This window comes from Glacieibacterium arshaanense (assembly GCF_004681125.1).
GTDB lineage: Bacteria > Pseudomonadota > Alphaproteobacteria > Sphingomonadales > Sphingomonadaceae > Polymorphobacter_A > Polymorphobacter_A arshaanense.
Map to the genome: position 1 here is coordinate 1,078,241 of NZ_SIHO01000002.1, position 23,395 is coordinate 1,101,635.

The 23,395-nt window shown below is 66.0% G+C and carries 21 protein-coding genes; 17 read left to right on the forward strand and 4 right to left on the reverse strand.

The window, feature by feature from the left end; all coding sequences use genetic code 11:
* The first annotated feature begins 54 nt into the window (after nucleotides 1-54).
* The 8 genes from dapA (at nucleotide 55) to alaS (ending at nucleotide 9,912) form a co-directional block, all read left to right on the forward strand.
* The gene (gene dapA / locus EUV02_RS11390; protein WP_135246330.1) at nucleotides 55-927 is read left to right on the forward strand and encodes a 4-hydroxy-tetrahydrodipicolinate synthase; all 873 of its coding nucleotides are present in this window, start codon (nucleotides 55-57) and stop codon (nucleotides 925-927) included.
* On the forward strand, nucleotides 927-1,409 hold the full coding sequence (gene smpB, locus EUV02_RS11395; RefSeq protein WP_135246331.1) for an SsrA-binding protein SmpB: 483 nt from the start codon (nucleotides 927-929) through the stop codon (nucleotides 1,407-1,409). Before dapA ends, smpB begins: the two co-directional genes overlap by 1 nt.
* 248 nt (nucleotides 1,410-1,657) lie before the next feature.
* Nucleotides 1,658-2,707 (forward strand): OmpA family protein, encoded by a 1,050-nt coding sequence (locus EUV02_RS11400; RefSeq protein ID WP_243445872.1) that lies wholly within the window; start codon nucleotides 1,658-1,660, stop codon nucleotides 2,705-2,707.
* Between the two features lie 167 nt (nucleotides 2,708-2,874).
* The gene (locus EUV02_RS11405) at nucleotides 2,875-3,444 is read left to right on the forward strand and encodes a DUF2062 domain-containing protein (protein ID WP_135246333.1); all 570 of its coding nucleotides are present in this window, start codon (nucleotides 2,875-2,877) and stop codon (nucleotides 3,442-3,444) included.
* Nucleotides 3,441-4,088 (forward strand): sulfite oxidase-like oxidoreductase, encoded by a 648-nt coding sequence (locus EUV02_RS11410; protein WP_135246334.1) that lies wholly within the window; start codon nucleotides 3,441-3,443, stop codon nucleotides 4,086-4,088. Before EUV02_RS11405 ends, EUV02_RS11410 begins: the two co-directional genes overlap by 4 nt.
* Nucleotides 4,081-5,619 carry a hybrid sensor histidine kinase/response regulator gene (locus EUV02_RS11415; protein WP_135246335.1) on the forward strand — a complete coding sequence of 513 codons (1,539 nt, stop codon included), beginning with the start codon at nucleotides 4,081-4,083 and terminating at the stop codon, nucleotides 5,617-5,619. Before EUV02_RS11410 ends, EUV02_RS11415 begins: the two co-directional genes overlap by 8 nt.
* Nucleotides 5,620-5,751: 132 nt before the next feature.
* Entirely contained in the window at nucleotides 5,752-6,822 is a 1,071-nt protein-coding gene (recA, locus tag EUV02_RS11420) for a recombinase RecA (protein ID WP_135246336.1), read from the forward strand.
* Nucleotides 6,823-7,260: 438 nt separating this feature from the next.
* Entirely contained in the window at nucleotides 7,261-9,912 is a 2,652-nt protein-coding gene (gene alaS, locus EUV02_RS11425; RefSeq protein ID WP_135246337.1) for an alanine--tRNA ligase, read from the forward strand.
* Here alaS and EUV02_RS11430 read toward each other — a convergent pair.
* Complete coding sequence (locus EUV02_RS11430; protein ID WP_135246338.1) at nucleotides 9,909-11,657, reverse strand: cation:proton antiporter domain-containing protein; 1,749 nt, start codon at nucleotides 11,655-11,657, stop codon at nucleotides 9,909-9,911. The genes alaS and EUV02_RS11430 overlap by 4 nt on opposite strands.
* Before the next feature lie 101 nt (nucleotides 11,658-11,758).
* Here EUV02_RS11430 and EUV02_RS11435 point away from each other — a divergent pair, with 101 nt between their 5' ends.
* Together EUV02_RS11435 and EUV02_RS11440 are read left to right on the forward strand one after the other, a co-directional pair.
* The gene (locus EUV02_RS11435; RefSeq protein WP_135246339.1) at nucleotides 11,759-12,718 is read left to right on the forward strand and encodes a DUF808 domain-containing protein; all 960 of its coding nucleotides are present in this window, start codon (nucleotides 11,759-11,761) and stop codon (nucleotides 12,716-12,718) included.
* Nucleotides 12,715-13,062 (forward strand): ribose-phosphate pyrophosphokinase, encoded by a 348-nt coding sequence (locus EUV02_RS11440; protein WP_135246340.1) that lies wholly within the window; start codon nucleotides 12,715-12,717, stop codon nucleotides 13,060-13,062. The genes EUV02_RS11435 and EUV02_RS11440 overlap by 4 nt, the downstream gene beginning before the upstream one ends.
* A 77-nt stretch (nucleotides 13,063-13,139) precedes the next feature.
* Here EUV02_RS11440 and ypfJ read toward each other — a convergent pair whose 3' ends face one another.
* Genes ypfJ through EUV02_RS11455 form a run of 3 tightly spaced genes read right to left on the reverse strand, consistent with a single transcriptional unit; the run spans nucleotide 13,140 to nucleotide 16,446 of the window.
* Nucleotides 13,140-14,051, reverse strand: coding sequence for a KPN_02809 family neutral zinc metallopeptidase (gene ypfJ, locus EUV02_RS11445; RefSeq protein WP_135246341.1), 912 nt, complete (start codon nucleotides 14,049-14,051; stop codon nucleotides 13,140-13,142).
* A 14-nt stretch (nucleotides 14,052-14,065) separates the two neighbouring features.
* Nucleotides 14,066-14,929: a S1/P1 nuclease gene (locus EUV02_RS11450; protein WP_135246342.1), complete on the reverse strand. Its 864-nt coding sequence runs from the start codon at nucleotides 14,927-14,929 to the stop codon at nucleotides 14,066-14,068.
* On the reverse strand, nucleotides 14,926-16,446 hold the full coding sequence (locus EUV02_RS11455) for a glycosyltransferase 87 family protein (protein ID WP_135246343.1): 1,521 nt from the start codon (nucleotides 16,444-16,446) through the stop codon (nucleotides 14,926-14,928). Before EUV02_RS11455 ends, EUV02_RS11450 begins: the two co-directional genes overlap by 4 nt.
* 44 nt (nucleotides 16,447-16,490) lie before the next feature.
* Between EUV02_RS11455 and EUV02_RS11460 the strand changes: the two genes are divergently transcribed.
* From EUV02_RS11460 to EUV02_RS11490, 7 genes are all read left to right on the forward strand, one after another.
* Nucleotides 16,491-17,036, forward strand: coding sequence for a 2'-5' RNA ligase family protein (locus EUV02_RS11460; RefSeq protein ID WP_135246344.1), 546 nt, complete (start codon nucleotides 16,491-16,493; stop codon nucleotides 17,034-17,036).
* Nucleotides 17,037-17,095: 59 nt separating this feature from the next.
* Nucleotides 17,096-17,788, forward strand: coding sequence for a VIT1/CCC1 transporter family protein (locus EUV02_RS11465; RefSeq protein WP_135246345.1), 693 nt, complete (start codon nucleotides 17,096-17,098; stop codon nucleotides 17,786-17,788).
* A 79-nt stretch (nucleotides 17,789-17,867) separates the two neighbouring features.
* Nucleotides 17,868-18,863, forward strand: a complete 996-nt coding sequence (locus EUV02_RS11470; protein ID WP_135246346.1) for a L,D-transpeptidase family protein — start codon at nucleotides 17,868-17,870, stop codon at nucleotides 18,861-18,863.
* Nucleotides 18,863-20,188, forward strand: coding sequence for a C4-dicarboxylate transporter DctA (gene dctA / locus EUV02_RS11475; protein WP_135246347.1), 1,326 nt, complete (start codon nucleotides 18,863-18,865; stop codon nucleotides 20,186-20,188). The genes EUV02_RS11470 and dctA overlap by 1 nt, the downstream gene beginning before the upstream one ends.
* 193 nt (nucleotides 20,189-20,381) lie before the next feature.
* Complete coding sequence (locus tag EUV02_RS11480) at nucleotides 20,382-21,158, forward strand: outer membrane protein assembly factor BamD (RefSeq protein WP_135246348.1); 777 nt, start codon at nucleotides 20,382-20,384, stop codon at nucleotides 21,156-21,158.
* A gap of 16 nt (nucleotides 21,159-21,174) precedes the next feature.
* Nucleotides 21,175-22,830 (forward strand): DNA repair protein RecN, encoded by a 1,656-nt coding sequence (gene recN, locus EUV02_RS11485; RefSeq protein WP_135246349.1) that lies wholly within the window; start codon nucleotides 21,175-21,177, stop codon nucleotides 22,828-22,830.
* A gap of 80 nt (nucleotides 22,831-22,910) precedes the next feature.
* Nucleotides 22,911-23,366, forward strand: coding sequence for a hypothetical protein (locus tag EUV02_RS11490; RefSeq protein WP_135246350.1), 456 nt, complete (start codon nucleotides 22,911-22,913; stop codon nucleotides 23,364-23,366).
* The last annotated feature ends 29 nt before the right edge of the window (nucleotides 23,367-23,395 follow it).

Consider the following 23,395-nt stretch of genomic DNA (forward strand, 5'->3'; position numbering starts at 1 on the left):
CCGGTTGTGGCAAGTGCAGCCACCTAGGGCAAGTCGGATGGCAGGAAGATAAAGATGTTTGATGGTTCGATTCCGGCGCTGGTGACGCCTTTCAAGGATGGCGCGGTCGATTTCGGCGCGTTCGAGAAATTCGTCGACTGGCAGATCGAACAAGGTTCGAGCGCATTGGTTCCGTGCGGCACCACCGGCGAATCGGCGACGATGACCATTGATGAGCACAATGAGGTCATCGCAGCGACGGTGCGCGCCGCTGCCGGCCGCGTGCCGGTGATTGCTGGTTGTGGATCGAATGATACCGCGACGGCGGCGCTGCATATGCGCCATGCCGAAAAGGTCGGTGCGACGGCGGCGCTCATCGTCTGCCCCTATTACAACAAGCCCAATCAGGCTGGCCTCTATGCGCATTTCGAGGCGCTGACCAAGGCGTCGGCGCTGCCCATCCTGATCTACAACATCCCCGGGCGCTCGGTGGTCGAAATGAGCGTCGAAACGATGGCGCGGCTGGCGGAACTCCCGACCATCATCGGCGTCAAGGACGCGACGGGCAACATCGCGCGCGTATCGGCACAGCGCGCCGCGTGCGGCCCGGATTTCGTCCAGCTGTCGGGCAATGACGACATGACCTTGGGGTTCATGGCGATGGGTGGACATGGCTGCATTTCGGTGACCGCGAATATCGCGCCGGCGCTGTGTGCGGCGTTCCAGGCCGCCTGCAAGCGCGGCGATTATGCCGCGGCGCTGGTGCTGCAGGACAAATTGTTCCCGCTGCACGCCGCACTGTTCAGCGATGCCAGCCCGGGGCCGGTGAAGTACGCGCTGGCCAAGGTCGGCCGGATGCGCGAGGAACTGCGGCTGCCGATGACGCCCGCGGGTGCGCCGGCGCGTGCCGCGGTCGATGCCGCGCTGGCGCATGCCGGGATCGCTTAGTGGCGCGCAACGAAGTCAACACCGGCATCAAGGCCAAGATCGTCGCCGAAAACCGGCGCGCGCGCTACGAATACTACATCGAGGATGTTGTCGAGGCGGGCATCGCGCTCGCCGGGACCGAGGTCAAGGCGCTGCGCGGCGGCGAGGGCTCGATTGCCGAATCCTATGCGGAGCTCAAGGACGGGCAGATGTGGTTGGTCAACGCCAACATCCCCGAATACAAGCAGGGCAACCGCTTCAACCACGAGCCCAAGCGGCCGCGCAAGCTGCTGCTGCACGGGCGCCAGATCGAAAAATTCCACGCCGCGGTGACGCGCCAGGGCATGACGCTGGTACCGCTGATGATCTATTTCAACGACCGCGGCCGCGCCAAGGTCGAGCTCGCGCTGGGCAAGGGCAAGAAGCTGCACGACAAGCGCGAAACCGAAAAGGCACGTGACTGGAAACGCGAAGCGGGACGATTGCTGCGCGACCGCGGCTGATGACTGCACCGTGTCTTTGCTGCAACACTTTGTTAAGGCTGACTTGCTGGTGCCGCGCTTTTGCTATTGAAGCCTCGACACTTAGCGCCTGATAGGCTATTCATCGAGTGTACATAAGGTAACAGTGGGCTCCCCGCATCGGGCTGTACCTTGGTCGATATCGTGTTGTGTAGCGTTTTGCGTACCCTCCCGCCCATGTGGCACAAACAACGGGGATACCCATGAAGATGACTTCCAGGAAGTCTGTCTTGCTCGCGGCCGCAGCGGCAATGCTGTTTGCGGTTCCGGCAAGCAGCTATGAATTCAACGGATTCCGCATCGAAGGCCAAGGTGGCTGGGACCAGTTCAAGGTCGACTACGGCTATTGGGGCCTGCAGAATGCTGGCTTTGATGACACGTTCAGCGGCTGGCTCTATGGTATCGAAGCCGGCTACGACTATCGTGTGAACGATCACTGGCTGCTCGGCGTCTACGGCAACTACGACTGGAGCTCGGTCGGCGACAACTTCAACGGCCTCCTCGGCGTTCAGTTCGGTGCCGACCTTAACGCCACCTGGTCGATCAACGCCCGCGTCGGCTACAAGCTTGGCAACTCGACGATGTTCTACGTCGCCGGTGGTTACGCCGAAGCTGATACGACGGCCTATTATCAGCCGCCGCGCGGTCTGCTGATCATCGACGCCTCGGACAACGTCCAGGGCTACCGTATCTCGGCCGGCCTCGAACAGGGCTTCGGCGAAAAGGTATACGGTAAGGTCGAATACCGCTACAGCAACTACTACCAGGGCATGCAGGGTAACCAGGTCCTCGCCGGTATCGGTATCCGCTTCGGCCAGTATTCGCCGCCGCCGCCGCCGCCCCCTCCGCCGCCGCCGCCGCCGCCGCCGCCAGCTCCGCTGCCGCCGTGCCCGCCGGCTGCCGTGACCCCCGGACCGTTCCTCGTCTTCTTCGACTGGGATAAGTCGGTGATCACGCCGGATGCGGCTGCGATCCTCGACAAGGCTGTCGAGCAGTACCAGACGACCGGCCAGACCAGCGTTGCGCTGGTGGGTCACACCGACACCTCGGGTTCGGCTGACTACAACATGGGTCTCTCGCAGCGTCGTGCCGACGCGGTGAAGGCTTACATGGTCGGTAAGGGCATTCCCGACAGCGCCGCAACTGCAACGGGCGTGGGTCAGACCCAGCTGCTCGTCCAGACGGCCGACAATGTCCGCGAACCGCAGAACCGTCGCGTCGAAATCACCTTCGGTGGTGCACCGGCGCCGACTTCGAGCGGACCCTGCACGCCGCAATAAGGCTTGCAGATCGCTCGTTCGGTTCGAACGAAAGACTGTTGGGGGTCGTCCGCAAGGGCGGCCCCCAATTGTTTGGGCGCTTCCCGTGATGTCGCAGTCCCCGGCAGGGGGTTCCGCAATCGCCGGGGCACTCCTATATCAAGCGTTACGCCTCGACGAGGAAACCCATGGCCTGGCCCGGACTGCGACTACCCAAGCTGCCGACGCGTGACGCGCTGCTGACGCAAGCGTGGTCGCGGCCGTTCGCGCGCTATTTGGGTGCGCCGGTGCTATGGCGCTGGAACCGTCGCGGTGTCGCCCGCGGGCTGGCACTCGGGCTGTTTGTCGGCATCATGATTCCGCTGGTGCAGTCACCGTTTGCCGCGCTGCTGTCGGTCATCGCGCGCGCAAACCTGCCTGTCGCGGTGGTGGCCACCTTCATCACTAATCCATTCACCACACCACTGGTACTCTACAGCGCCTATCGGCTGGGGTCGCTGGTCATCGTTGCCGAACGCGCGAACCCGCTGGTCGATATGAGCCAGCCGATGGCCTGGCTCGAAACCGCGCTCAACTGGCTGGCGACGGCGTCGCTACCCACCGCGCTGGGGTTGCTGACGATGGCGACGATTACCTCGGTCGCCGGCTATTTCGCCGTGCAGCTGGGCTGGCGCTGGCGCGTCGGCCGGCGCTGGGCACGGCGGGCGCAGGCGCGTCGCAACACGGCATTGGCCGCAGGGCAGGGGGTATCGGCATGAACGACGGCGTGCGCGACAAGCTGGTGGCCACCAAACAGGCCTGGGCGCGTGCCGGGCGCCTACTGACCGGCAATCACGGCGATCCCGAAGTCGACCGCCTGCCACCGGGGCAGCGGCTGGTGACGAACTGGCCGGTGCTCGATCTCGGCATCCAGCCCGATGTGCCGCGCAGCGCGTGGAAACTCAAGGTTGACGGGCTGGTCGAGAACCCGGTGGCGTGGGACTGGGATGCGTTCGCCGCGCAGCCGGAATTCGAAGATGTCTCCGACGTCCACTGCGTCACCCAATGGTCGCGTTACGACAATCGCTGGACCGGCGTTTCGGTGACACATCTGCTGTCGGTCGTGCGGCCCATGCCCGACGCGCGCCACGTGATTCTCCACGGCTATGACGGCTACACCACCAACGTCCGCCTCGACCACTTCTCCGAAGCCGATTGCCTGCTGGCGCACAGCCATGACGGCGTGCCGCTGAGCCGCGAACATGGCGGGCCGGTGCGGCTGATCATTCCGCGCTATTATCTGTGGAAATCGGCGAAGTGGCTCAAGCGCATCGAGTTCGTCGGCGCCGACAAGCCCGGCTTCTGGGAAGTGCGCGGCTATCACAACGAAGGCGACCCCTGGATCGAACAACGATATGGTTGACCGGCTGCCCGACGTTCTGGGCATGCCGGTCCGGATATCGGCGATGGTCGAAGCGCTGCCGTGCGGCCTCGCGCTGCTCGACCCGCAAGGCCGCTTCCTGTTCTGCAACAGCGCCTTCATTGCCAGCTTCGGCATCGAGGGCGACCCGCGTGGCCAGGACCCGGCGCAGCTGCTGATTGCCGAAGATCGTGCCGACTTCGTGGCGGCGATGGACAGCGCGCGAGCCAATGAGTCCGGGACCAGCGAGTTGCGCGCCCGTTTGGCCAACCACAGCGATGAATATGTCACGCTGGTGATGGCGCATTCGCCGCCGGCTGCCGCCATGGCAGGCAGCGAGCTGCTCATCGGCGTGCGCGACATTCGCGAACAGCTGCGGCTCGAGGCCAAGGTCGCGCAGGTGACCAAGATGCAGGCGGTGGGTCAGCTTGCGGGCGGTGTCGCGCACGATTTCAACAATGTGCTGACTGCAGTGCTCGGGCTGTGCGACCAGTTGCTGACGCGGCACATGCCCGGCGACACCGACTTTGACGACATCGACCAGATCCGCATCAATGCCAATCGCGCCGCGGCGCTGGTGCGCCAGTTGCTGGCGTTCGCGCGCCAGCAGACGTTGCAACCGCGCCTGCTCGACCTGCGCGACGTGCTCGATCCGCTGCGGCCGCTGCTGCAACGCTTGCTCGGGCCGGCGATCGAGCTCGAATACAGCTATTCGCATGCGGCCGGCCGGGTCCGCGCCGACCCTGGTCAGCTCGAACAGGTTGTCGTCAATCTTGCCGTCAATGCCCGCGACGCCATGCTCGATGGCGGCCGGCTGAGCGTGGCAACACGGTTGATCACGCCCGATGCGGTCGCTGGGCTCAACCAGCCGATCATGCCGGCTATCGGCTTTGTCGAACTCTCGGTGAATGACACCGGCACCGGAATCGCGCCCGAAATCGCCTCGCGCATCTTCGAGCCGTTCTTCACGACCAAGCCCCTGGGGCACGGTACCGGCCTCGGGCTCGCGTCGGTCTATGGCATCGTCAAGCAGAGCGAGGGCTTCATCTTCATGCACTCGCGACCCGAAGGCGGCACACGGTTCAGCGTCTATCTGCCGGCCGACGGCTCGGGTGCCATCGCCGCCGCCTCTACTGCTGAGCCAGAGGCGGCAGCGACGCTGCGCGGGCGGGTGCTGCTTGTCGAGGACGAGCGCGCCGTCCGTCTCGTTGTCGAGCGATCGCTGCAGCGCATGGGGCTCGATGTCACCAGCGTTGGCGATGCCGCCGACGCGCTCGACATGCTGCAGGACACCAACGGCGACTTTGATTTGCTGATCACCGACCTCGTCATGCCCGGCATGGACGGCGTCCAGCTGGTGCATGCGGCGCAGGAGCGCTACCCGACGCTGCGGACGATTTTGATGTCGGGTTATGCCGAGCCGCCGCAACGCGCTGCCGCCGGCGAATACGGCATGCACTTTCTCGCCAAGCCGTTCGCGTCTTCGGAGCTGCTGGCCGTTGTCCATCAAGCATTTCCTTCATTAAAATTCTGATTTTATTGATTCAAATTAAAATTTGACCGCCATTCGTTCGCTACTTGTTCTACTGGAACAAATAGGGTACTTCTATCCCTCATTAGGGTCGTTGTATGGCACCGGGCAACCGGTTAGGGATGGAGCAGAACGATGGCAGCAGCACTCAAAATTGTGAGCGGTGACATGGACAAGGCGAAGGCGCTCGAAGCAGCGCTGGCACAGATCGACCGGGCATTCGGCAAGGGCTCGGTGATGAAACTCGGCTCGCGCGAGGCGATGGAAGTCGAGGCGATTTCGAGCGGCTCGCTTGGCCTCGATATCGCACTGGGCATCGGTGGCCTACCGCGTGGCCGTGTCGTCGAAATTTACGGCCCCGAAAGCTCGGGCAAGACCACGCTGGCGCTGCATGTCATTGCCGAAGCGCAAAAGGCCGGCGGCACCGCAGCGTTCGTCGATGCCGAACATGCGCTCGACCCCGCCTATGCCAAGAAGCTCGGCGTCAACATCGACGAACTGATCGTCTCGCAGCCCGACACCGGCGAGCAGGCGCTCGAAATCGTCGATACGCTGGTGCGCTCGAACGCCATCGACGTGCTGGTGGTCGATTCGGTTGCAGCGCTGGTGCCGCGCGCCGAAATCGAAGGCGAGATGGGCGACAGCCATGTCGGCCTGCAAGCACGTTTGATGAGCCAGTCGCTGCGCAAGCTGACCGGCAGCATTTCGCGGTCGCGCTGCATCGTCATCTTCATCAACCAACTGCGCATGAAAATCGGCGTGATGTACGGCAACCCCGAAACCACCACTGGCGGCAACGCGCTGAAGTTCTACGCCAGCGTCCGCCTCGACATCCGCCGCACCGGCCAGATCAAGGACCGCGACGACGTCGTCGGCAACACGACGCGCGTCAAGGTCGTCAAGAACAAGGTCGCACCGCCGTTCAAGCAGGTCGAATTTGACATCATGTACGGTGAAGGCATCTCGAAGATCGGCGAAATCCTCGACCTCGGCGCCAAGGCCGGTGTTGTCGAAAAGTCGGGCGCCTGGTTCTCGTTCGATTCGATCCGCATCGGCCAGGGCCGCGAAAACTCGAAGAAGTATCTGCGCGACAACCCCGATGTCTGCGCGCGCATCGAAAAGGCCATTCGCGACAATGCGACGGGCATTTCGGAAGCTCTGCTCGTCGGTCCGAGCAGCGAAGACGATACCGACGACGCCGAATAAGACACGGGTTCGTCGCGTCAAAATGCTCCAGGCCCGTCGGGAAACCGGCGGGCCTTTGGCTTTGGCGCGATGTACTTGCAGGCGCCGGTCTTTTCACCTTGGCCGCGAACGCCTAGATACGGGTAAAGCTGGTTTAGAGTCCTTGCAGTTAAAGGGCCTCCGGCGGGCAGGCCTGAGGCCTGCACCCAATTGTTTTGGGCCAGTGCATCACATCCAGCGATGGATTTGATGCCCATTCCCAGACTCATGGGTGCAGGCCTCAGGCCTGCCCGCCGGAGGCTCTTCCACCGTCAAGGGTTCAATCCAGCGCGTTTTAGTCTAAGTGCATCAACGGGCAAGGCTGCGTGCGTNACCGTCAAGGGTTCAATCCAGCGCGTTTTAGTCTAAGTGCATCAACGGGCAAGGCTGCGTGCGTTGCAGCAAACGGGAGTTTTTCGAGTGACGTCCACCAATGAGATCCGCCGGTCGTTTCTCGAATATTTCGGCAATGTCGGCCACAAGATTGTCGCTTCGGCGCCGCTGGTGCCGCAGAACGACCCGACATTGATGTTCGTCAACGCCGGCATGGTGCCGTTCAAGAACGTTTTCACCGGCCTTGAAACGCGCCCCTATGTCACCGCGACCTCGTCGCAGAAGTGCGTGCGCGCCGGCGGCAAGCACAACGACCTCGACAATGTCGGCTACACCGCGCGCCACCACACCTTTTTCGAAATGCTCGGCAATTTCTCGTTCGGCGACTATTTCAAGCGCGACGCCATCCACCACGCCTGGACACTTCTCACAAAGGTCTGGGGCCTTGACCCTGACCGGCTGACCGTCACCGTCTACCACACCGATGACGAGGCGCATGCGCTGTGGAAAGAAATCGCCGGCCTGCCCGACGAGCGCATCATCCGCATCGCCACCAACGACAATTTCTGGTCGATGGGCGACACTGGCCCGTGCGGCCCGTGCTCGGAAATCTTCTTTGACCATGGCGCGCACATCCCAGGTGGCCCGCCGGGCTCGCCCGATGAAGACGGCGACCGTTTCGTCGAAATCTGGAACCTGGTGTTCATGCAGTATGAGCAGGTGGATGCGAACACGCGGCTCGAATTGCCCAAGCCGTCGATCGACACCGGCATGGGGCTCGAACGCATCGCCGCGGTGCTGCAGGGCGTCCACGACAATTACGACACCGACACCTTCAAGGCGCTGATCGCCGCTTCGGGTGAAATCAGCGGCACCGCGACCACCGGCGCCAACCAGGCCTCGCACCGCATCATCGCCGACCATCTGCGCGCCAGCGGCTTCCTGATCGCAGATGGCGTGCTGCCCGCCGGTGACGGCCGCGGCTATGTCCTGCGCCGCATCATGCGCCGCGCAATGCGCCATGCGCACCTGCTCGGCACCACCGAACCGTTGATGTATCGCCTTGTCCCGGCGCTGGTCCGCGAAATGGGTGCCGCCTATCCCGAACTGGTGCGCGCCCAGTCGCTGATCGAGGAAACGCTCAAGCTCGAGGAAACTCGCTTCCGCCAGACGCTGGCGAACGGGCTTCGTTTGCTCGACGAAGCCACCGCCAAGCTCAAAGCGGGCGACACGCTCGCGGGCGCCGTCGCGTTCAAGCTCTACGACACCTTTGGCTTCCCCTATGACCTGACCGAGGACGCGCTGCGCGCCCACGGCATCGGCGTCGACCGTGCCGGCTTTGACGCGGCTATGGCCGAGCAAAAGCGCGCCGCGCGCGCCGCCTGGGGCGGTTCGGGGCAGGCCGCCGCCGACAGTGTATGGTTCGACATCGTCGAGGAAACCGGCCCGACCGAATTCCTCGGCTACGCCAGCGAAGCCGCGCAGGGCCAGGTGTTGGCGCTGATCGTCGATGGCGCGCGCGTCGACCGTGCCGACGCCGGTACCAAGGTCGCGATCGTCACCAACCAGACGCCGTTCTACGGCGAATCGGGCGGACAGGCGGGCGATGCCGGCCGCATCGAGGCCGGCACCATGCGGGCCACGGTTAGCGACACGTCGAAGCCGCTCGGCAAGCTCCACGTCCATCATGCCATGGTCGATGCCGGCAGCATCGCCGTGGGCGACAGCGTCGACCTTATCGTCGACAGCGCGCGCCGTTCGCGCATCCGCGCCAACCACAGCGCAACGCATCTGTTGCATGCGGCGCTGCGCAACCATCTCGGCGGCCACGTCACGCAAAAGGGTTCGCTTGTCGCCGAAGACCGGTTGCGCTTCGACTTCAGCCATCAAAAGGCGCTGTCGCCCGCCGAAATCACGGCGATCGAAGCCGAAGTCAACGCGCAGATCCGCGCCAACGCCGCGGTCTCGACCCGGCTGATGACCCCCGACGCTGCCATAGAGGCCGGCGCCATGGCGCTGTTCGGCGAAAAATACGGCGACGAAGTCCGCGTGCTGTCGATGGGCAAGGCCGGCGACACCAGCTACTCGACCGAACTCTGCGGCGGCACCCACGTCAACGCGCTCGGCGATATTGCGCTGCTCAAGATCGTCGGCGAAGGCGCGGTTTCGGCCGGCGTCCGCCGTATCGAAGCGCTCACCGCCGATGCCGCGCGGCTTTACCTCGTCGAACAGGAAGACCGGCTGCGCGCTGCCGCGGCCGCACTCAAGGTCCGTCCCGATGAAGTCGCGACGCGCGTTGCCGCACTCGTCGATGATCGCCGACGTCTGGAGCGCGAGCTCGCCGACGCCAAGCGCGCACTGGCACTCGGCGGCGGCAGCAAAAGCGAGGCGGCTGCCAACGAAACCGTCGCCGGCGTCGGCTTTGTCGGCCAGGTCATCGACGGGCTCGACGCCAAGAACCTGCGCGGGCTGATCGATGACGCCAAGAAGTCGCTGAACAGCGGCGTCGCGGTGGTTGTCGCGGTCAATGAAGGTCGCGCCAGCGTCGCCACCGGTGTGACGGCCGACCTGACGGCACGCGTCAGCGCGGTCGATCTCGTCAAGGTTGCCGCGGAAGCGCTCGGCGGCACCGGTGGCGGTGGTCGGCCCGACATGGCACAGGCCGGCGGCCCCGATGGCAGCAAGGCCGCCGATGCGGTGGCCGCGGTACGCGCCGCCGTCGCGGCAGCGCTCGCCTAAACGTCGCGGAGCCGGCGGCGTCCCAAAGTCGGGCGATCGTCCGGCTGTTCGATTTCGGCGCGCAGCTCGGCGCGCTTTTCGTGGATCGACGCGATCACCGGACCCATCGGCACGCCGAGGTCGACCAGCACGGCTTCGGCAAGCTGCAAGCTCGCCTCGATGGTTTCGGGCACTGCGTCGGTGACGCCGATCCTGTAGAGCCGCGCCGCATGTTCGGCATCACGCGCGCGCGCAATCAGGCACAGATTGGGATGGTCACGGCGGATGGCGCGCGCCAACACATCGAGGCTTTCGGTCGCATGGATGGTCAGCACCACCGCCGCCGCGCGGTCGAGATCGAGCCGTTCGAGCAGCTCATGGCGGCGCGCATCACCGTAGATGACCGGCCGCCCAAGCGCGCGTTGCTTGACGACCGCATCGGGGTCGCTCTCCACCGCGAGCCAGGGCCGGTTGTGGCGGTCGAGCATGTCGGCGACCATCTGCCCGACGCGCCCGAAGCCGATCAGGATAGTCCGCGTCGGCTCGACCGGCAGCGGTGCCTCGATGGCGTGCATGCCGGCGAGCCAGGCCTCGATACGGCCACCCGCCAGACCCAGCAGCGGCGCCAAAGCCAGCCCCAAAGCAATCACCAGCAGCGCCAGTTCGACCAGCGGCCCGGCAATCGCGCCCGCCGCAACCGCCGCCGCCAGCACAACCAGCCCGGTTTCGGACGGCGCCGCGAGCAGCAGCGCGACGTGCGCGGCGACACCGTTGCTGCGACCGCGCAGTTTCAGCCAAGCCGCGATGACCAGCACCTTGACCCCGACAACGGCGGCCACCGCGCCAAGCACCAGCCACGGCTGCGCGGCTATCGCGCCAAGGTCGAGCCGCATGCCGGTGTAGACGAGGAACAGCCCGAGCAGCAGGCCCTGGAACGGCGCAATCGTCGCTTCGATCTGGCGGCGGTATTCGGTCTCCGCCAGCATGATGCCGGCCGCGAGTGCACCAATGACCGGCGACAGCCCGACGCTGGCGGTCACCGCTGCGGCGCCGATGATGACCACCAGCGCGGCGGCCAGAAACAGTTCGTGGCTGCGCGTGCGTGCCGCTTGCAGGAACAGCGGGCGCAGCGCGAATTTGCCGACGATGACAATCGCGGCAATCGCCAGCACGCCGCGCAGCAGCGTTAAACCGAAGCCGTCGGGCGCCGAGCTTGCGGCAATTAGCAGCAGGATCGGCGCGATGGCGATGTCCTGAAACAGCAACATCGCAAAGGCGTCGCGCCCGGCGTGGCTGTCGAGCCGTCCCTGCGACATCAGCAACTGCAGCCCCACTGCAGTCGAAGACAGCGCCAGCGCAAACGCCAGCGAAGCCGCTGAAACCGGCGCAATGCCGGCAACCAGCAAGACCGCCAGCAGCGCCGCCGCGCACAGCAGCAACTGCGGCAGGCCGAGCGTCAGCAGGTAACGCCGCAGCGTTCGCAGCCGCTCGGTCGAAAGCTCGAGCCCGAGCGCGAACAGCAGCATCGCGACGCCGATTTCGGCGAGCGGCTCGAGCGCGTGCGGGTCGGTAATCGCCAGCTCGCGCAGCCAGCCGGGCAGTTCGCTCGCGCCGCCGATGCCGTGCGGACCAACCACAATGCCGACCAGAATGAAGCCGATGACCGGGCTGATGCGCAGTGTCGCGAACGCCGGTATGACCAGCCCCGCCGCTGCGAGCAGGATGAGCGCATCATGAAGTCCGGGGCTGGCAAAGGGCGCGGTCATGGCGCCAACGTCGCACGAAGGCCGCGCATGTCAAAGCCGCGATACCGCCGACCCAAGAAAATTGCTTTGCAATATCCCCGCCATCGCTGCCATTTGACGGCATGGCCACCGGATTGATTGCCCTGCTCGACGATATTGCCGCGATCGCCAAGGTTGCGGCGGCGTCGCTCGATGACACCGCGGCCGCCGCGGCGAAGGCCAGCGCCAAGGCGGCGGGCGTCGTCATCGATGATACCGCGGTGACGCCGCGCTACGTCACCGGGTTCAGTCCGGCGCGCGAATTGCCGATTGTCGCCAAGATCGCGGTGGGTAGCGTCCGCAACAAATTGCTCTATCTGCTGCCCGGCGCCATGGCGCTGAGTTCGCTGGCGCCATGGGCAATCACGCCGCTGCTGATGCTCGGCGGTGCCTATCTGGCGTATGAGGGCGCTGAAAAGCTCTACGAGGCGTGGTTCCCGCATGATCCCGAGGAGCTGGCACCCGGCGATGAACTCGAGTTCGATGCCGATGTCATGGAAAACGACATGGTCAAGGGCGCGATCCGCACCGACCTGATCCTGTCGGCCGAAATCATGGCGATCACGCTGGCGAGCGTCGCCGACCGCAACTTTGTCGAACGCGCCGTGGTGCTGGCAGTCGTCGGCGTCGGCATTACCGTGCTGGTTTACGGCGCCGTCGCGCTGATCGTGAAGGCCGATGATGTCGGCCTGGCGCTCGCCAAACGCGAAGGCCGCGCTGCTGCGCCGGGCCGCGTGCTTGGCCGCGCGCTGGTGCGGTTCATGCCACGGTCGCTGCGCGTGCTCGCCGCCGTCGGTACGGCCGCGATGCTGTGGGTCGGTGGCGGCATCGTGCTCCACGGCATGGAAACGTCGGGCTTCGCCGAACCCGCGCACAGCATCCACGCGCTCGCGGCCGCGGCAGGCACCGCGATGCCGTTCGCCGGTGCAGCGGTCGAATGGCTGGTCGGCGCCACGGGTGCCGGTATTTTCGGCCTGGCGCTGGGCGCGATCATCGTCGCTGCGCTGCACTTCATGCCGCGGCGCGGCGCCGAGGCGCATTGATCGCAATCGACGAACTGGCAGCACTGCTGCACGCGGCAGCGCGCGACGCGATGCCTGTCACCTATGCCGAGGTGCTGAACGCCTTCGGCTTCGCGTTCACCCGCCCCAAGATGCGCGCGCTGTGCGCGCTGCTCGGCGATGTCGATGCACTAGAACGCGGTGCCGGCCGCCCCGAACTCGCGGTGCTGGTGGTGCGTGCGTCGGACGGCCTGCCGGGGCAGGGCTGGTGGGTGGCCGAACTGGCGCGCGGCAGCGACTATGCCGGGCTATGGAACGGGCCGACGGCGGCGGCGTTTATTCGGGCGCGCCATGCCGAGGTGTTCAGCTTTTGGAAGGGCAGATAAGAGCCTCGGGCGGGCAGGGGTGACCCCTGCACCCAATAATAGGGTGCAGGGCCCGAGGCCCTGCCCGCCGGAGGCCCTTAAAGCGCCCGCGCGCTGAATGTGTCGCAATCGGCGATCTGACCGTTCGCCATGCCGATCTTGAACCAGCGGACACGTTGTTCGCTGGTGCCGTGGGTGAAGCTGTCGGGCACCACCATGCCGCGCGACTGGCGCTGCAGCCGGTCGTCGCCAATGGCGGTGGCGGCGGTCAGCGCTTCCTCGATATCGCCGGGGTCGAGCTTGGCGATGTTGGCCTTGCCCCAGACGCCGGCGAGGCAATCGGCCTGCAGCTCCATGCGTACCGACAGCGCGTTGGCGTCTTTCTCGCTGGCGCGTTCCTGTGCGCGCCGGACCTGGTCGCTGATGCCGAGCAGCGTCTGCACGTGATGGCCGATTTCATGCGCGATGACATAGGCTTGCGCGAAGTCACCGGGGGCGCCGAAGCGCTGCGCCAGTTCGTTGAAGAAGCTGGTGTCGAGATAGACCTTGCGGTCGGCGGGGCAATAGAACGGCCCCGATGCCGAGGTCGCGCGGCCGCACGCCGACGATACGGCGCCGGAGAACATCACCAGCGTCGGCGGCGTATAGGGTTTGCCGACCTGCTGCGGAAAAATCTGGCCCCAGGTGTCCTCGGTCGAGCCGAGGACTTTCGCCACGAACTTGCCGCTGGCATCGCCGGGCGCAGGAGCGCCGGCGGACGGGGCAAGCTGCGACTGCGGCTGGCCGATCTGTTCCTGCGGGCCACCGCCGCCGCCACCTAGCAAGCTGAGCGGGTTGATGCCGAAAATCAGTGCGATAACGACCACCACCAGCAGCCCGCCGAGCCCCATGCGGCCGCCGCCGAGGCGCAGTCCGCCACCGCCACCGCCGCCACCCAGACCGCCGAAGCCGCCGCCATCGCCGCGGCGGTCCTCGATGTTGGTGCTTTCGCGCTGGTCGTCGAGTCGCATGTGAAATCCCTCAGCTATTCCGGCTTCTGGCCCAGCGCCTGGTTGAGCACGACGCCCAGCCGGACACCGGCCCGTTCGACCTGTGCGCGTATCAACGTTTCATTCGCCCGATAGTATCCATCTTCGACGACGACCGGACGCGCTGGTGGCGTTGAGCAAGCGCCCGCCAAGGCCGGTAACTTGCCGTAGACCATGGTTGAAGACAAGGCCCAGCTTGCCTGTACCCAGTCGGCGATGCTGCCCTGTTGCCAGCGCATGCGCTGTGCGGCGTTGATCGCTTGCGGGGTGACCACCGGCGGCGCGGTGAGTGCGCGCTCGGTGAGTTCGCGGTCCCAGATGCGGTGCAGGTTGAGCGGCGCGTCGGGGTCATAGCCGTAGCGCACCTTCACGTCGTTGCCGCCGCGGTCGCCGCTGTCGCTGACATGCAGCGGCTGGTGCAGATCGCCGACGAGATGTGCGACGAAGCCCAGCGCTTCGAGGCGTTTGCGCGGGGACTGCTGGCGGTCTGCAAGCACCGCAATCTGCCGGTCGAGCTGCACGGTCAGGCAATTGCCGCCGGCGCAACCGCTGGTGATGTCGAACGGCTGGCAACGCGGAATATTCTGGTAATGCCATTTCGCCGCATAGGCGTAGCGGTCGCCGAGCCCGCGTACGCAGTCGGGCCAGCTTGCCGCATCCGCAAGGCTGCGAATCGGGCAATCGGGGGTGCCGAGCTGCGCGTTCTGCGCCAGCAGCCGGGCGAGTTCGGCGCGTGCGGCGGGCGTCAGTTCATTGTCGGCGATGCGGCCGGTGAGGCGGTGGGCATAGTCGCCCCACGCCGATGCCGGTGCGGCAGACAAAACCGCGACGAGCGCGAGCAGGGTTGCCAGGCGCTTCATTGCGGCGCTGGCCGCAGCCACAGCACGGCGCTGTCGACGGGGCTTTGCAGCTGACGGTAGCCGTGACGCGCCGCCCAGTCGTTGAGGGCTTCGTCGGGGAAGCGCTGGCGATTTATCGGCGAGCGATGTTCATAGCCGGTGACAATCGCGAGTGGCGGTGCGGCGGCGAAGGCCGCGTCGAGCGTCCGCGAGCTGATGGCATGGAATGCAGCCAGTTCGGCGTCACTGCGCAGGTTGCCGCTGCGGAACACGAAGACGCCGGTGGCAAAGCGCGGATCGAGATCGAAACCGCTGTCGATGACCACTAGCGGCGTGAAGCTGGCGATCTTGCCGTCGGCGGGGCTGTAGCCGGCGGCGCGCAGGGATTGGCCGATCCACTGCGCCTCGGCCGTGGTGCGCAGCGCTGCGGGCGCGCCGGTGCGCCGGATGTCGATGATCGCGGATACGGCAAAGCCGATGGTGGCCACCGCAGCCATCGCCAGTAACAGCCACTTGGCGCGGCGCGCGTGCGGCGCCGGCAGGCCCGCCAGCACCAAGCCGGTCAGCACGAACAGCGGGATCAGCGCCGGCATAAAATACTGCTTCCAGATCGGCGTTGGGGCGAGTGCGCCGATGATGCCGCCGATCAGCAGCATGGCAATCGGCGCGGCGCGCTTGGGCAGTGTCCGGCGCCGCCACACCAGCAGCAGCAACGCCGCCAGCGCCGGCCCCTGCGCCAGATACCAAGGCGCCTGCCACAGTTTGGCGGCCTGTGTCAGCCGCCCGTCGAGGCCGTTCTGGCGGTACCAGTCGAACACGCCTTCGGTACCGAAGGTCATGACGCCGAACATGAAGGCTGCAGGTGCGGCGTGCCAGAAATACAGCGCCGGCAGCAGCCCGGCGATGCCACCGACGCCGTAGCCGAGAAATTCACTCCAGCGCCGCCGCCGCACCAGCGTTTCAAATAGTAGCCAGCCACCGACCGTCGCACCTGCAAAGCCGAACGAGATTTTGGATGATGCCGCAAGCCCGAGCGCCACGCCGACCGCTGCCCAGCGCAGCGGGGTGCGGGCATCGACAATCAACCATGTCGCGGCGGCGAGCAACAACGCCGGCAGCACATCATTGCGCGCGACGCTGACATCGAACAGGAAACTGGTGCAGCCGGCCAGCGCCAGCGTCGCCACCCACGCTGTACGGTCGGGCACATCCAAACGGCGCTGCGTCGCATGAACCAGCATCAGCACAAGCAGGCCACACACCGCATTGGCCAGCCGCAGCACGATGAAATCCTGGCCGGGGTGGCCGACCAGCACGTTGAACAACAACGGCTGTAACGGCGTCTGCAGATAGAGAAAGTCGATGAACGGCAGGCTGTGCTGCGCCAGCCAGACAGCGGCGACATACTGGTTTTCGTCGTGGCTGACCGGCGACATCAGCGCCAGCACCGCCAGCCACAGCGCCAGCGCCGACCACAGCGTCAAACCGGCCCAGGCGGGCATCGGGTCGGTCGAACGGAAACGCGCGGCAACGGACATAGCTTGTGATAGGGAAGCCGGCCCGCGAATGCTAGGCTGACGCCATGACCGACACAGCCACGCCAAGCGCCACCGACCACCGCCCGCTGATCCTGACCGCGCAGCTCGACCGCACTGCGGCGGCGCGCTTCGAGGCACTGCGCCGCGCCCATTTCCCGCCCGAACGCAACATCGTGCCGGCGCACGTCACGCTGTTCCACCAATTGCCGGGTAGTACGCTCGATGCCGTCGTCGCGCATTTGCTGGCAGTAGCGCGCGCGCAGCCGGTGCTCATGGCCGACGTCGCACCGCCACGGTCGCTCGGCAACGGCGTGGCATTCGACCTGCGTTGCCCCGAACTGACCACGCTCCACGCTGACCTCGCCGCGCATTGGGCAGGGTTGACGATCGCACAAGACCATGGCCGGCTGCGCCCGCATGTGACGGTGCAGAACAAGGTCAGCGCGGCGACCGCGGCAGCAACGCTGCAACTGCTGGCGGCCGACTTCATGCCGTGGCGCGTGCAGGTAACGGGCGTGACGCTGTGGCGCTACCTCGGCGGGCCGTGGCAGCACATCCGCGACATCGGCTTTCGCGCGCCGCGCCGGTGATGCTGGCGTCGGGCTGCAGCTTTGTGCGATGCTGAATCAAACCGGCAGGAGGCCCAACCATGGCACGTCACTTTGAACGCCACCTTGTCGATCGCACCGCCTGGCTGCGCGCCGCGGTGCTCGGCGCCAATGACGGCATCGTTTCGACCGCTAGCCTGATTGTCGGCGTCGCCGCCAGCGGTGCCGACCGCCAGGCGGTGCTCGTCGCCGGTGTCGCCGGACTGGTCGCGGGTGCGATGTCGATGGCGGCGGGCGAGTATGTCTCGGTCAGCTCGCAGGCCGACAGCGAGGCCGCCGAGCGCGCCCGCGAAACCGCCGAGCAACTGGCGTCGCCGGCCGCGGAGCTCGACGAACTGACGGCGATCTACGTGGCGCGCGGCGTCGAACCCGCCACAGCGCGCACCGTCGCCGAACAATTGTCGCGCGGCGATGTGCTTGCAGTGCACCTGCGCGACGAGCTCGGCCATTCCGAAACCAGCGCGGCGCGGCCCGTACAGGCGGCGATGGCGTCGGCGGCGAGTTTCCTCGTCGGCGCGGCGGCGCCGCTACTCGTCGTCGTGCTGGCGCCGGTGGCGATGCTGCCGGTGGCGGTGTCAGTGGCGTCGCTGCTGTTTCTGGCGCTGCTCGGCATCATCGGCGCGCGCGCCGGCGGGGCGCCGGTGCTGCGCGCGACGTTGCGCGTGACGTTCTGGGGCGCGCTGGCGATGGCCGCGACCGCCGGCATCGGGCGGCTGTTCGGCGCGGTGGTTTAGGGGCTTGGCAAGCCACACCGATTGCGTTTAGCCAAGGGGCATTAAGGGGCCGCATGCGCGGTCGCATGAGGGGCATGCAATGATGTTGAATCGCCGTCTGGTTGTGGGCGCAGCCTTGTTGCTGCCGCTGTCGCCGGCTTTCGGGCAGGGCGCGACGGTGTCATCGGCGCTCGATCTCGCCAAGGCCGCCGATACGCTCAAGCCCGGGCAATGGGTGTTCGCACCGACACTGGCGCCCGACGGGCCGATCGTCATCATGGTCGATCTGTCGCGTCAGTTGGCGACGGTATATCGCAACGGCGTGCGTATCGGCGTTTCCACGGTATCGACCGGCAAGCCCGGCCATGAAACGCCGACCGGCGTGTTCACCATCTTGCAGAAAGACGCCAACCACCACTCGAGCCTGTATAACAACGCGCCGATGAAATATCAGGAGCGACTGACCTGGGACGGCGTCGCGCTGCACGCCGGCGGGCTGCCCGGCTATCCCGAAAGTCATGGCTGCATCCATTTGCCGCTGGAATTTTCGAAGGAATTGTTCGCGATCACCACCACCGGCATGACGGTGATCGTCGCCGGTCGCGCGGGACAGGTCGCGACCTATCCGGCCGCCGGCGTGCTGGCGCCGCTCGGCGTCGGCGGCACCGTCGAAACGCACGTGCCGCTGGCCAGCGACGAGGCCTATCGCTGGACGCCGCAGATAATGCCCGTCGGGCCGCTGACGATTGTTGTCAGCCAGTCCGACGGCCGCGTCGTGGTGATGCGCAACGGTGTCGAAATCGGCCGCGCCAGGGCGTCGATCGATCCGCCGGGCTTTGGGACCAATGTGCTGGTGCTGGCATCGGACACCGGCGGCCGTCCGGTCTGGCAGTTCGCTGACGTGCCGGGGCATGAAAACGCCGCGCAGCAACCGGTCGATCCGAACATCCTGCAGCGCGTTCACATGCCCGCAGCGTTCTACAGTGCGCTGCAAAGCCAGATCGTGCCCGGTACCACCGTGCTGCTCACCGGTGCGCCGATCGTCAGCACCACGACCGGTGTCGGCATGTCGGTGCTGTCGGCGACCAAGACCTGATGACCACCACGAAGACACGCACCCCGCTGGTCCGCCAGCTGTATTTCCAGGTCGTCGTCGCCATTGTGCTCGGTGTTGCTTTGGGCTTTGCCGCACCGGAGTTTGCCGCGTCGTTGAAGCCGCTCGGCGACGCGTTCATCAAGCTGGTCAAGATGATCATCGCGCCGGTGATCTTCCTGTCGGTGGCGACCGGCATCGCGCACATGGCCGAAATCGGTAGCGTCGGGCGCGTCGTCGGCAAGGCGTTCGCCTATTTCCTGACGTTTTCGACGCTGGCACTGCTGCTCGGGCTGGCAGTCGGCAACATCGTCCAGCCCGGCACCGGCCTGCACATCAACGTCGCCGAACTCGATGCGACTGCCGTCGCCGACTATGTCGCCAAGGCGCATGACAGCACGATCACCGGCTTCCTGACCAACATCATCCCCGCGACCTTCCTCGGCGCGCTGGCCGACGGCGAGATATTGCAGGTGCTTTTCGTCGCCATCCTGACCGGCATCGCCATGTCGCTCGTCGGCCCGGCCGCCGATCCGCTGCGCCACATCTTCGATGCCGCGCAGACGGTGGTGTTCCGCATCGTCGCCATATTGATGCGCGCTGCACCCGTCGGCGCGTTCGGCGCGATGGCGTTCACCATCGGCAAGTTCGGTGTCGCCGCGCTCGCCAAACTGGCGTTGCTGGTCGGCAGTTTCTACATCACCGCGCTGCTGTTCGTGTTCGTCGTGCTCGGCGCGGTCGGCTGGGCCGCGGGCTTCTCGATCTTCAAGCTGGTGCGCTACCTAAAGGAAGAATTGCTGCTGGTGCTTGGCACCTCGTCGTCCGAATCGGCGCTGCCGGCGCTGATGACCAAGATGGAGGCCGCCGGCTGCCGGCCCTCGGTCGTCGGGCTGGTGGTGCCGACGGGCTATTCGTTCAACCTCGATGGCACCAACATCTATATGACGCTCGCGGCGCTGTTCATCGCACAGGCCTGCGACATCCACCTCAGTTTCGGCGAGCAGGCGCTGCTGCTCGGCGTCGCGATGCTGACCTCCAAAGGCGCTGCTGGCGTCACCGGCGCCGGCTTCATCACGCTGGCGGCCACGCTGCAGGTCGTGCCGTCGTTGCCGGTGGCCGGCATGGCGCTGATCCTCGGCGTTGACCGCTTCATGAGCGAATGTCGTTCGCTGACCAACTTCATCGGCAATGCGGTGGCGACGATCGTCGTTGCGAAGTGGGAAGGCGGACTCGACAGCGCGCGCCTGACCGCAGCGCTCGATGGCCGATTGCACCTCGCCGCACCGGCATTCGAAACCGAACTCGAAGCGGCACTGGGGCAAGATTGACAGGGCCTTCGGCGGGCAGGGGTGATCCCTGCACCCATTTGTTTGGCGCTGTTAAATCGGGTGCAGGCCTCAGGCCTGCCCGCCGGTGGCTCTGTGCCGTTCACCACGGCTTCACACAGCCCCCGCCACACGATCTACATCCCGCGCGCGGCAATGCTTGGCGCGCGCAATCGCTTGGGCTAAGGAAGCCGCTATGATCCGTGCCAGCGTACCCCGCCTGACCCTCCTTGCCGCAATTGCCGCCGCGCTGGTATTGCCGGGCTGTGCCGCCAAAGGTCCCAAAAAGGACACGGCGTACGTCGCGATGGACGTCGAGACACTGTACAATGTCGCGCGCGACATGCTGCAAAAGGGCCAGTACAAGCAGGCCGCGCAGATGTTCGACGAAGTCGAGCGCCAGCATCCTTATTCGGTCTGGGCCCGCCGTGCGCAGTTGATGGCGTCGTTTTCGTATTACGCGGCCAAGCAATACAATGAGTCGATCCAGTCGGCGCAGCGCTTCCTGTCGCTGCACCCGGGCAGCAAGGAAGCGCCTTACGCCTATTACATGATCGCCGTCAGCTATTACGAGCAGATCCAGCCGGTCGACCGCGACCAGAAGATTACCCAGCAGGCGCTCGATGCACTGGGTGAGCTGATCCGCCGCTATCCCAACACCGCCTATGCCGATGACGCGCGGCTCAAGATCGACCTGGCGCGCGACCATCTGGCCGGCAAGGAAATGGAGATCGGGCGATTCTACCAGAATGCCTCGCTCTATGTCGCAGCGATCATCCGCTACCGCACGGTGGTCGACAACTACGACACCACTAGCCACACGCCCGAGGCGCTGTACCGGCTCGTCGAAAGCTATCTGTCGCTCGGCATCCCGACCGAAGCGGTCAAGGCGGCCGCGGTGCTCGGCCACAACTATCCCGAATCGAAGTGGTACGAACGCGCGCACAAGCTAGTCGTCAAGAAGCACGCCTGACCGCCGTGCGCTGCCCATGCTGACCGCGCTCGATATCCGCGAGGTCGTGCTGATCGAGGCACTGCTGCTTGAATTCTCCCCTGGACTGAGCGCGCTGACCGGCGAGACCGGCGCCGGCAAGTCGATCCTGCTCGATGCGCTCGGTCTGGCGCTTGGGGCACGCGGCGATGCCGGGCTGGTGCGCCACGGTGCCGCCGCCGCCAGTGTCACTGCCAGCTTCGATGTTCCCGCCGATCATCCATCCCGCGCGTTGCTCGTCGAAAACGGGCTGGAAAATGACGGTGAACTGATTCTGCGCCGCCAGCTCAAGGCCGATGGCGGCAGCCGCGCCTGGGTCAATGACCAGCCGGTGAGCGCAACGCTGCTGCGCGATCTTGGCGCGACGCTGGTCGAAGTCCATGGCCAGCACGATGACCGCGGGCTGCTACAGCCGCGTGGCCACATGAAATTGCTCGACAGTTTCGGCGGACTCGGCGCGCAGGTTGCCGCAACCGCTGTTGCACACGCCACATGGCGCGACGCCGTTGCAGCCTATGACGCGCTGGTCGCACAAGTCGAAGCCGATGCCCGCGACCGCGACTGGCTCGACCATGCGGTGGCCGAATTGCAGGCGCTGGCCCCCGAAGCCGGCGAGGACGAGACACTCGCTACCGAGCGCACCGCGATGCAGCAAGGCGCGCGACTGGCGGACGATCTCAATACTATCAACGACTTGCTCGATGGCAGCGACGGCGGGCTGGCGAAGCTGCGGCAGGTCGCGCGCCGCCTCGAACGGCTGGCGCCCGAACGGAGCGAACTCGCCGATGCGCTCGCGGCAATCGACCGCGCGTTGAACGAGGCGGGGGAGGCCGAGGACGCACTCGCCGCCGCCGCACGCGCGATGGCGTTCGACCCGGCACGGCTCGACAGTGTCGAAACGCGGTTGTTCGAACTGCGGGCGATGGCGCGCAAGCACCGCGTGGCGGCGGATGCGCTGCCCGAACTGGCGAACGAACTCGCGGCACGCGCCGCAGCGTTGCAGGCGGGTGAAGCCGGCGTCGCGGGCGCCGCCAAGGCCGTCAAGGCAGCACGGTCGGCGTTCGAAGCTGCGGCCGCCGAACTGTCGGCAGCGCGTGCTGCGGCCGCCAAGCGTCTCGACGTGGCGGTCGCAGGCGAACTCGCACCGCTCAAGCTCGATGCCGCGCGCTTCCGCGTCGCGCTGGCGGCACTGCCCGAATCGGGCTGGTCGGCGGCTGGTGCCGACAAGGTCGAGTTCGAAGTGTCGACCAACCCCGGTGCACCGTTCGGGCCGCTGCTCAAGATTGCCTCGGGCGGTGAATTGTCGCGCTTCGTGCTGGCGCTCAAGGTCGCGCTCGCCGAAACCGGCAGCGCCGGCACCATCATCTTCGACGAAATCGACCGCGGTGTCGGCGGTGCCGTCGCCAGCGCCATCGGCGAACGGCTGGCGCGACTGGCAGTTGGCACACAGTTGCTGGTCGTCACGCACAGCCCGCAAGTCGCGGCGCGCTCGGCGCACCAGTGGCGCATCGCCAAATCGAGTGCCGGCACGGTCACGCGCACCGGCATCACCCTGCTCGACGCCGACGAGCGCCGCGAGGAAATCGCGCGGATGCTGTCGGGTGCGCAGGTCACCGACGAAGCGCGCGCACAGGCGACCCGCTTGCTGGCCTGACGTGTGCGGCGAATCGCGGCTGGCACCGCCGGCGTAATCGCGGTAATTTGTGGCTCTCGAAACCGGCAGGGGGAGTTGCCATGGCTTTCTGGATCAACGGCTGGAACGGCGATGCCGCCGGCACCGTCATGGGGCGCGAGCCGTATCGCGCGCTGATTTCACTGACACACAGCGAGGGCGATTTTCCGATTGGCATCCACCAGTCGGGCGACCTCGACGGTATCACCTGGTATTATAATTTCAGCGCCACTTGCCTGACACCGGGCAGCATGCCGGCGATTGTCACCAAGGTCGTCGATGTCGGCGACTATGTCTGGTCGGTCGAGGTGACGCCGCACGACTGGGGCGACAAGGATGCGACCAACTGGGCGCCGGGCGTGCATCTGTTCTCGCTCATGCTCTATGGCCCCGATGGCAACCAGTCGGGCACCATCGCCACCGTCATCGTGCCGAAGAAGACGATGAAGGCAGTGCCGGCAACGCCGGTGATGGCGCAGAAGATGCTGGTGATGCGGCGCGGCCAGCCGATGACGTAAGCGCGTCCTGACCGCTTTGCGGCGCGCCC

What these genes read in the sequence shown, in the direction of transcription:
- dapA (WP_135246330.1), top strand. Translation starts at nt 55, where the DNA reads ATGTTTGATGGTTCGATTCCGGCGCTGGTGACGCCTTTCAAGGATGGC.
- recA (WP_135246336.1), top strand. Translation starts at nt 5,752, where the DNA reads ATGGCAGCAGCACTCAAAATTGTGAGCGGTGACATGGACAAGGCGAAG.
- EUV02_RS11470 (WP_135246346.1), top strand. Translation starts at nt 17,868, where the DNA reads ATGATGTTGAATCGCCGTCTGGTTGTGGGCGCAGCCTTGTTGCTGCCG.
- ypfJ (WP_135246341.1), bottom strand. Translation starts at nt 14,051, where the DNA reads ATGCGACTCGACGACCAGCGCGAAAGCACCAACATCGAGGACCGCCGC.
- EUV02_RS11465 (WP_135246345.1), top strand. Translation starts at nt 17,096, where the DNA reads ATGGCACGTCACTTTGAACGCCACCTTGTCGATCGCACCGCCTGGCTG.
- recN (WP_135246349.1), top strand. Translation starts at nt 21,175, where the DNA reads ATGCTGACCGCGCTCGATATCCGCGAGGTCGTGCTGATCGAGGCACTG.
- EUV02_RS11430 (WP_135246338.1), bottom strand. Translation starts at nt 11,657, where the DNA reads ATGACCGCGCCCTTTGCCAGCCCCGGACTTCATGATGCGCTCATCCTG.
- dctA (WP_135246347.1), top strand. Translation starts at nt 18,863, where the DNA reads ATGACCACCACGAAGACACGCACCCCGCTGGTCCGCCAGCTGTATTTC.
- EUV02_RS11410 (WP_135246334.1), top strand. Translation starts at nt 3,441, where the DNA reads ATGAACGACGGCGTGCGCGACAAGCTGGTGGCCACCAAACAGGCCTGG.
- EUV02_RS11435 (WP_135246339.1), top strand. Translation starts at nt 11,759, where the DNA reads ATGGCCACCGGATTGATTGCCCTGCTCGACGATATTGCCGCGATCGCC.
- EUV02_RS11450 (WP_135246342.1), bottom strand. Translation starts at nt 14,929, where the DNA reads ATGAAGCGCCTGGCAACCCTGCTCGCGCTCGTCGCGGTTTTGTCTGCC.
- EUV02_RS11480 (WP_135246348.1), top strand. Translation starts at nt 20,382, where the DNA reads ATGATCCGTGCCAGCGTACCCCGCCTGACCCTCCTTGCCGCAATTGCC.
- EUV02_RS11455 (WP_135246343.1), bottom strand. Translation starts at nt 16,446, where the DNA reads ATGTCCGTTGCCGCGCGTTTCCGTTCGACCGACCCGATGCCCGCCTGG.
- EUV02_RS11490 (WP_135246350.1), top strand. Translation starts at nt 22,911, where the DNA reads ATGGCTTTCTGGATCAACGGCTGGAACGGCGATGCCGCCGGCACCGTC.
- EUV02_RS11405 (WP_135246333.1), top strand. Translation starts at nt 2,875, where the DNA reads ATGGCCTGGCCCGGACTGCGACTACCCAAGCTGCCGACGCGTGACGCG.
- EUV02_RS11415 (WP_135246335.1), top strand. Translation starts at nt 4,081, where the DNA reads ATGGTTGACCGGCTGCCCGACGTTCTGGGCATGCCGGTCCGGATATCG.
- EUV02_RS11460 (WP_135246344.1), top strand. Translation starts at nt 16,491, where the DNA reads ATGACCGACACAGCCACGCCAAGCGCCACCGACCACCGCCCGCTGATC.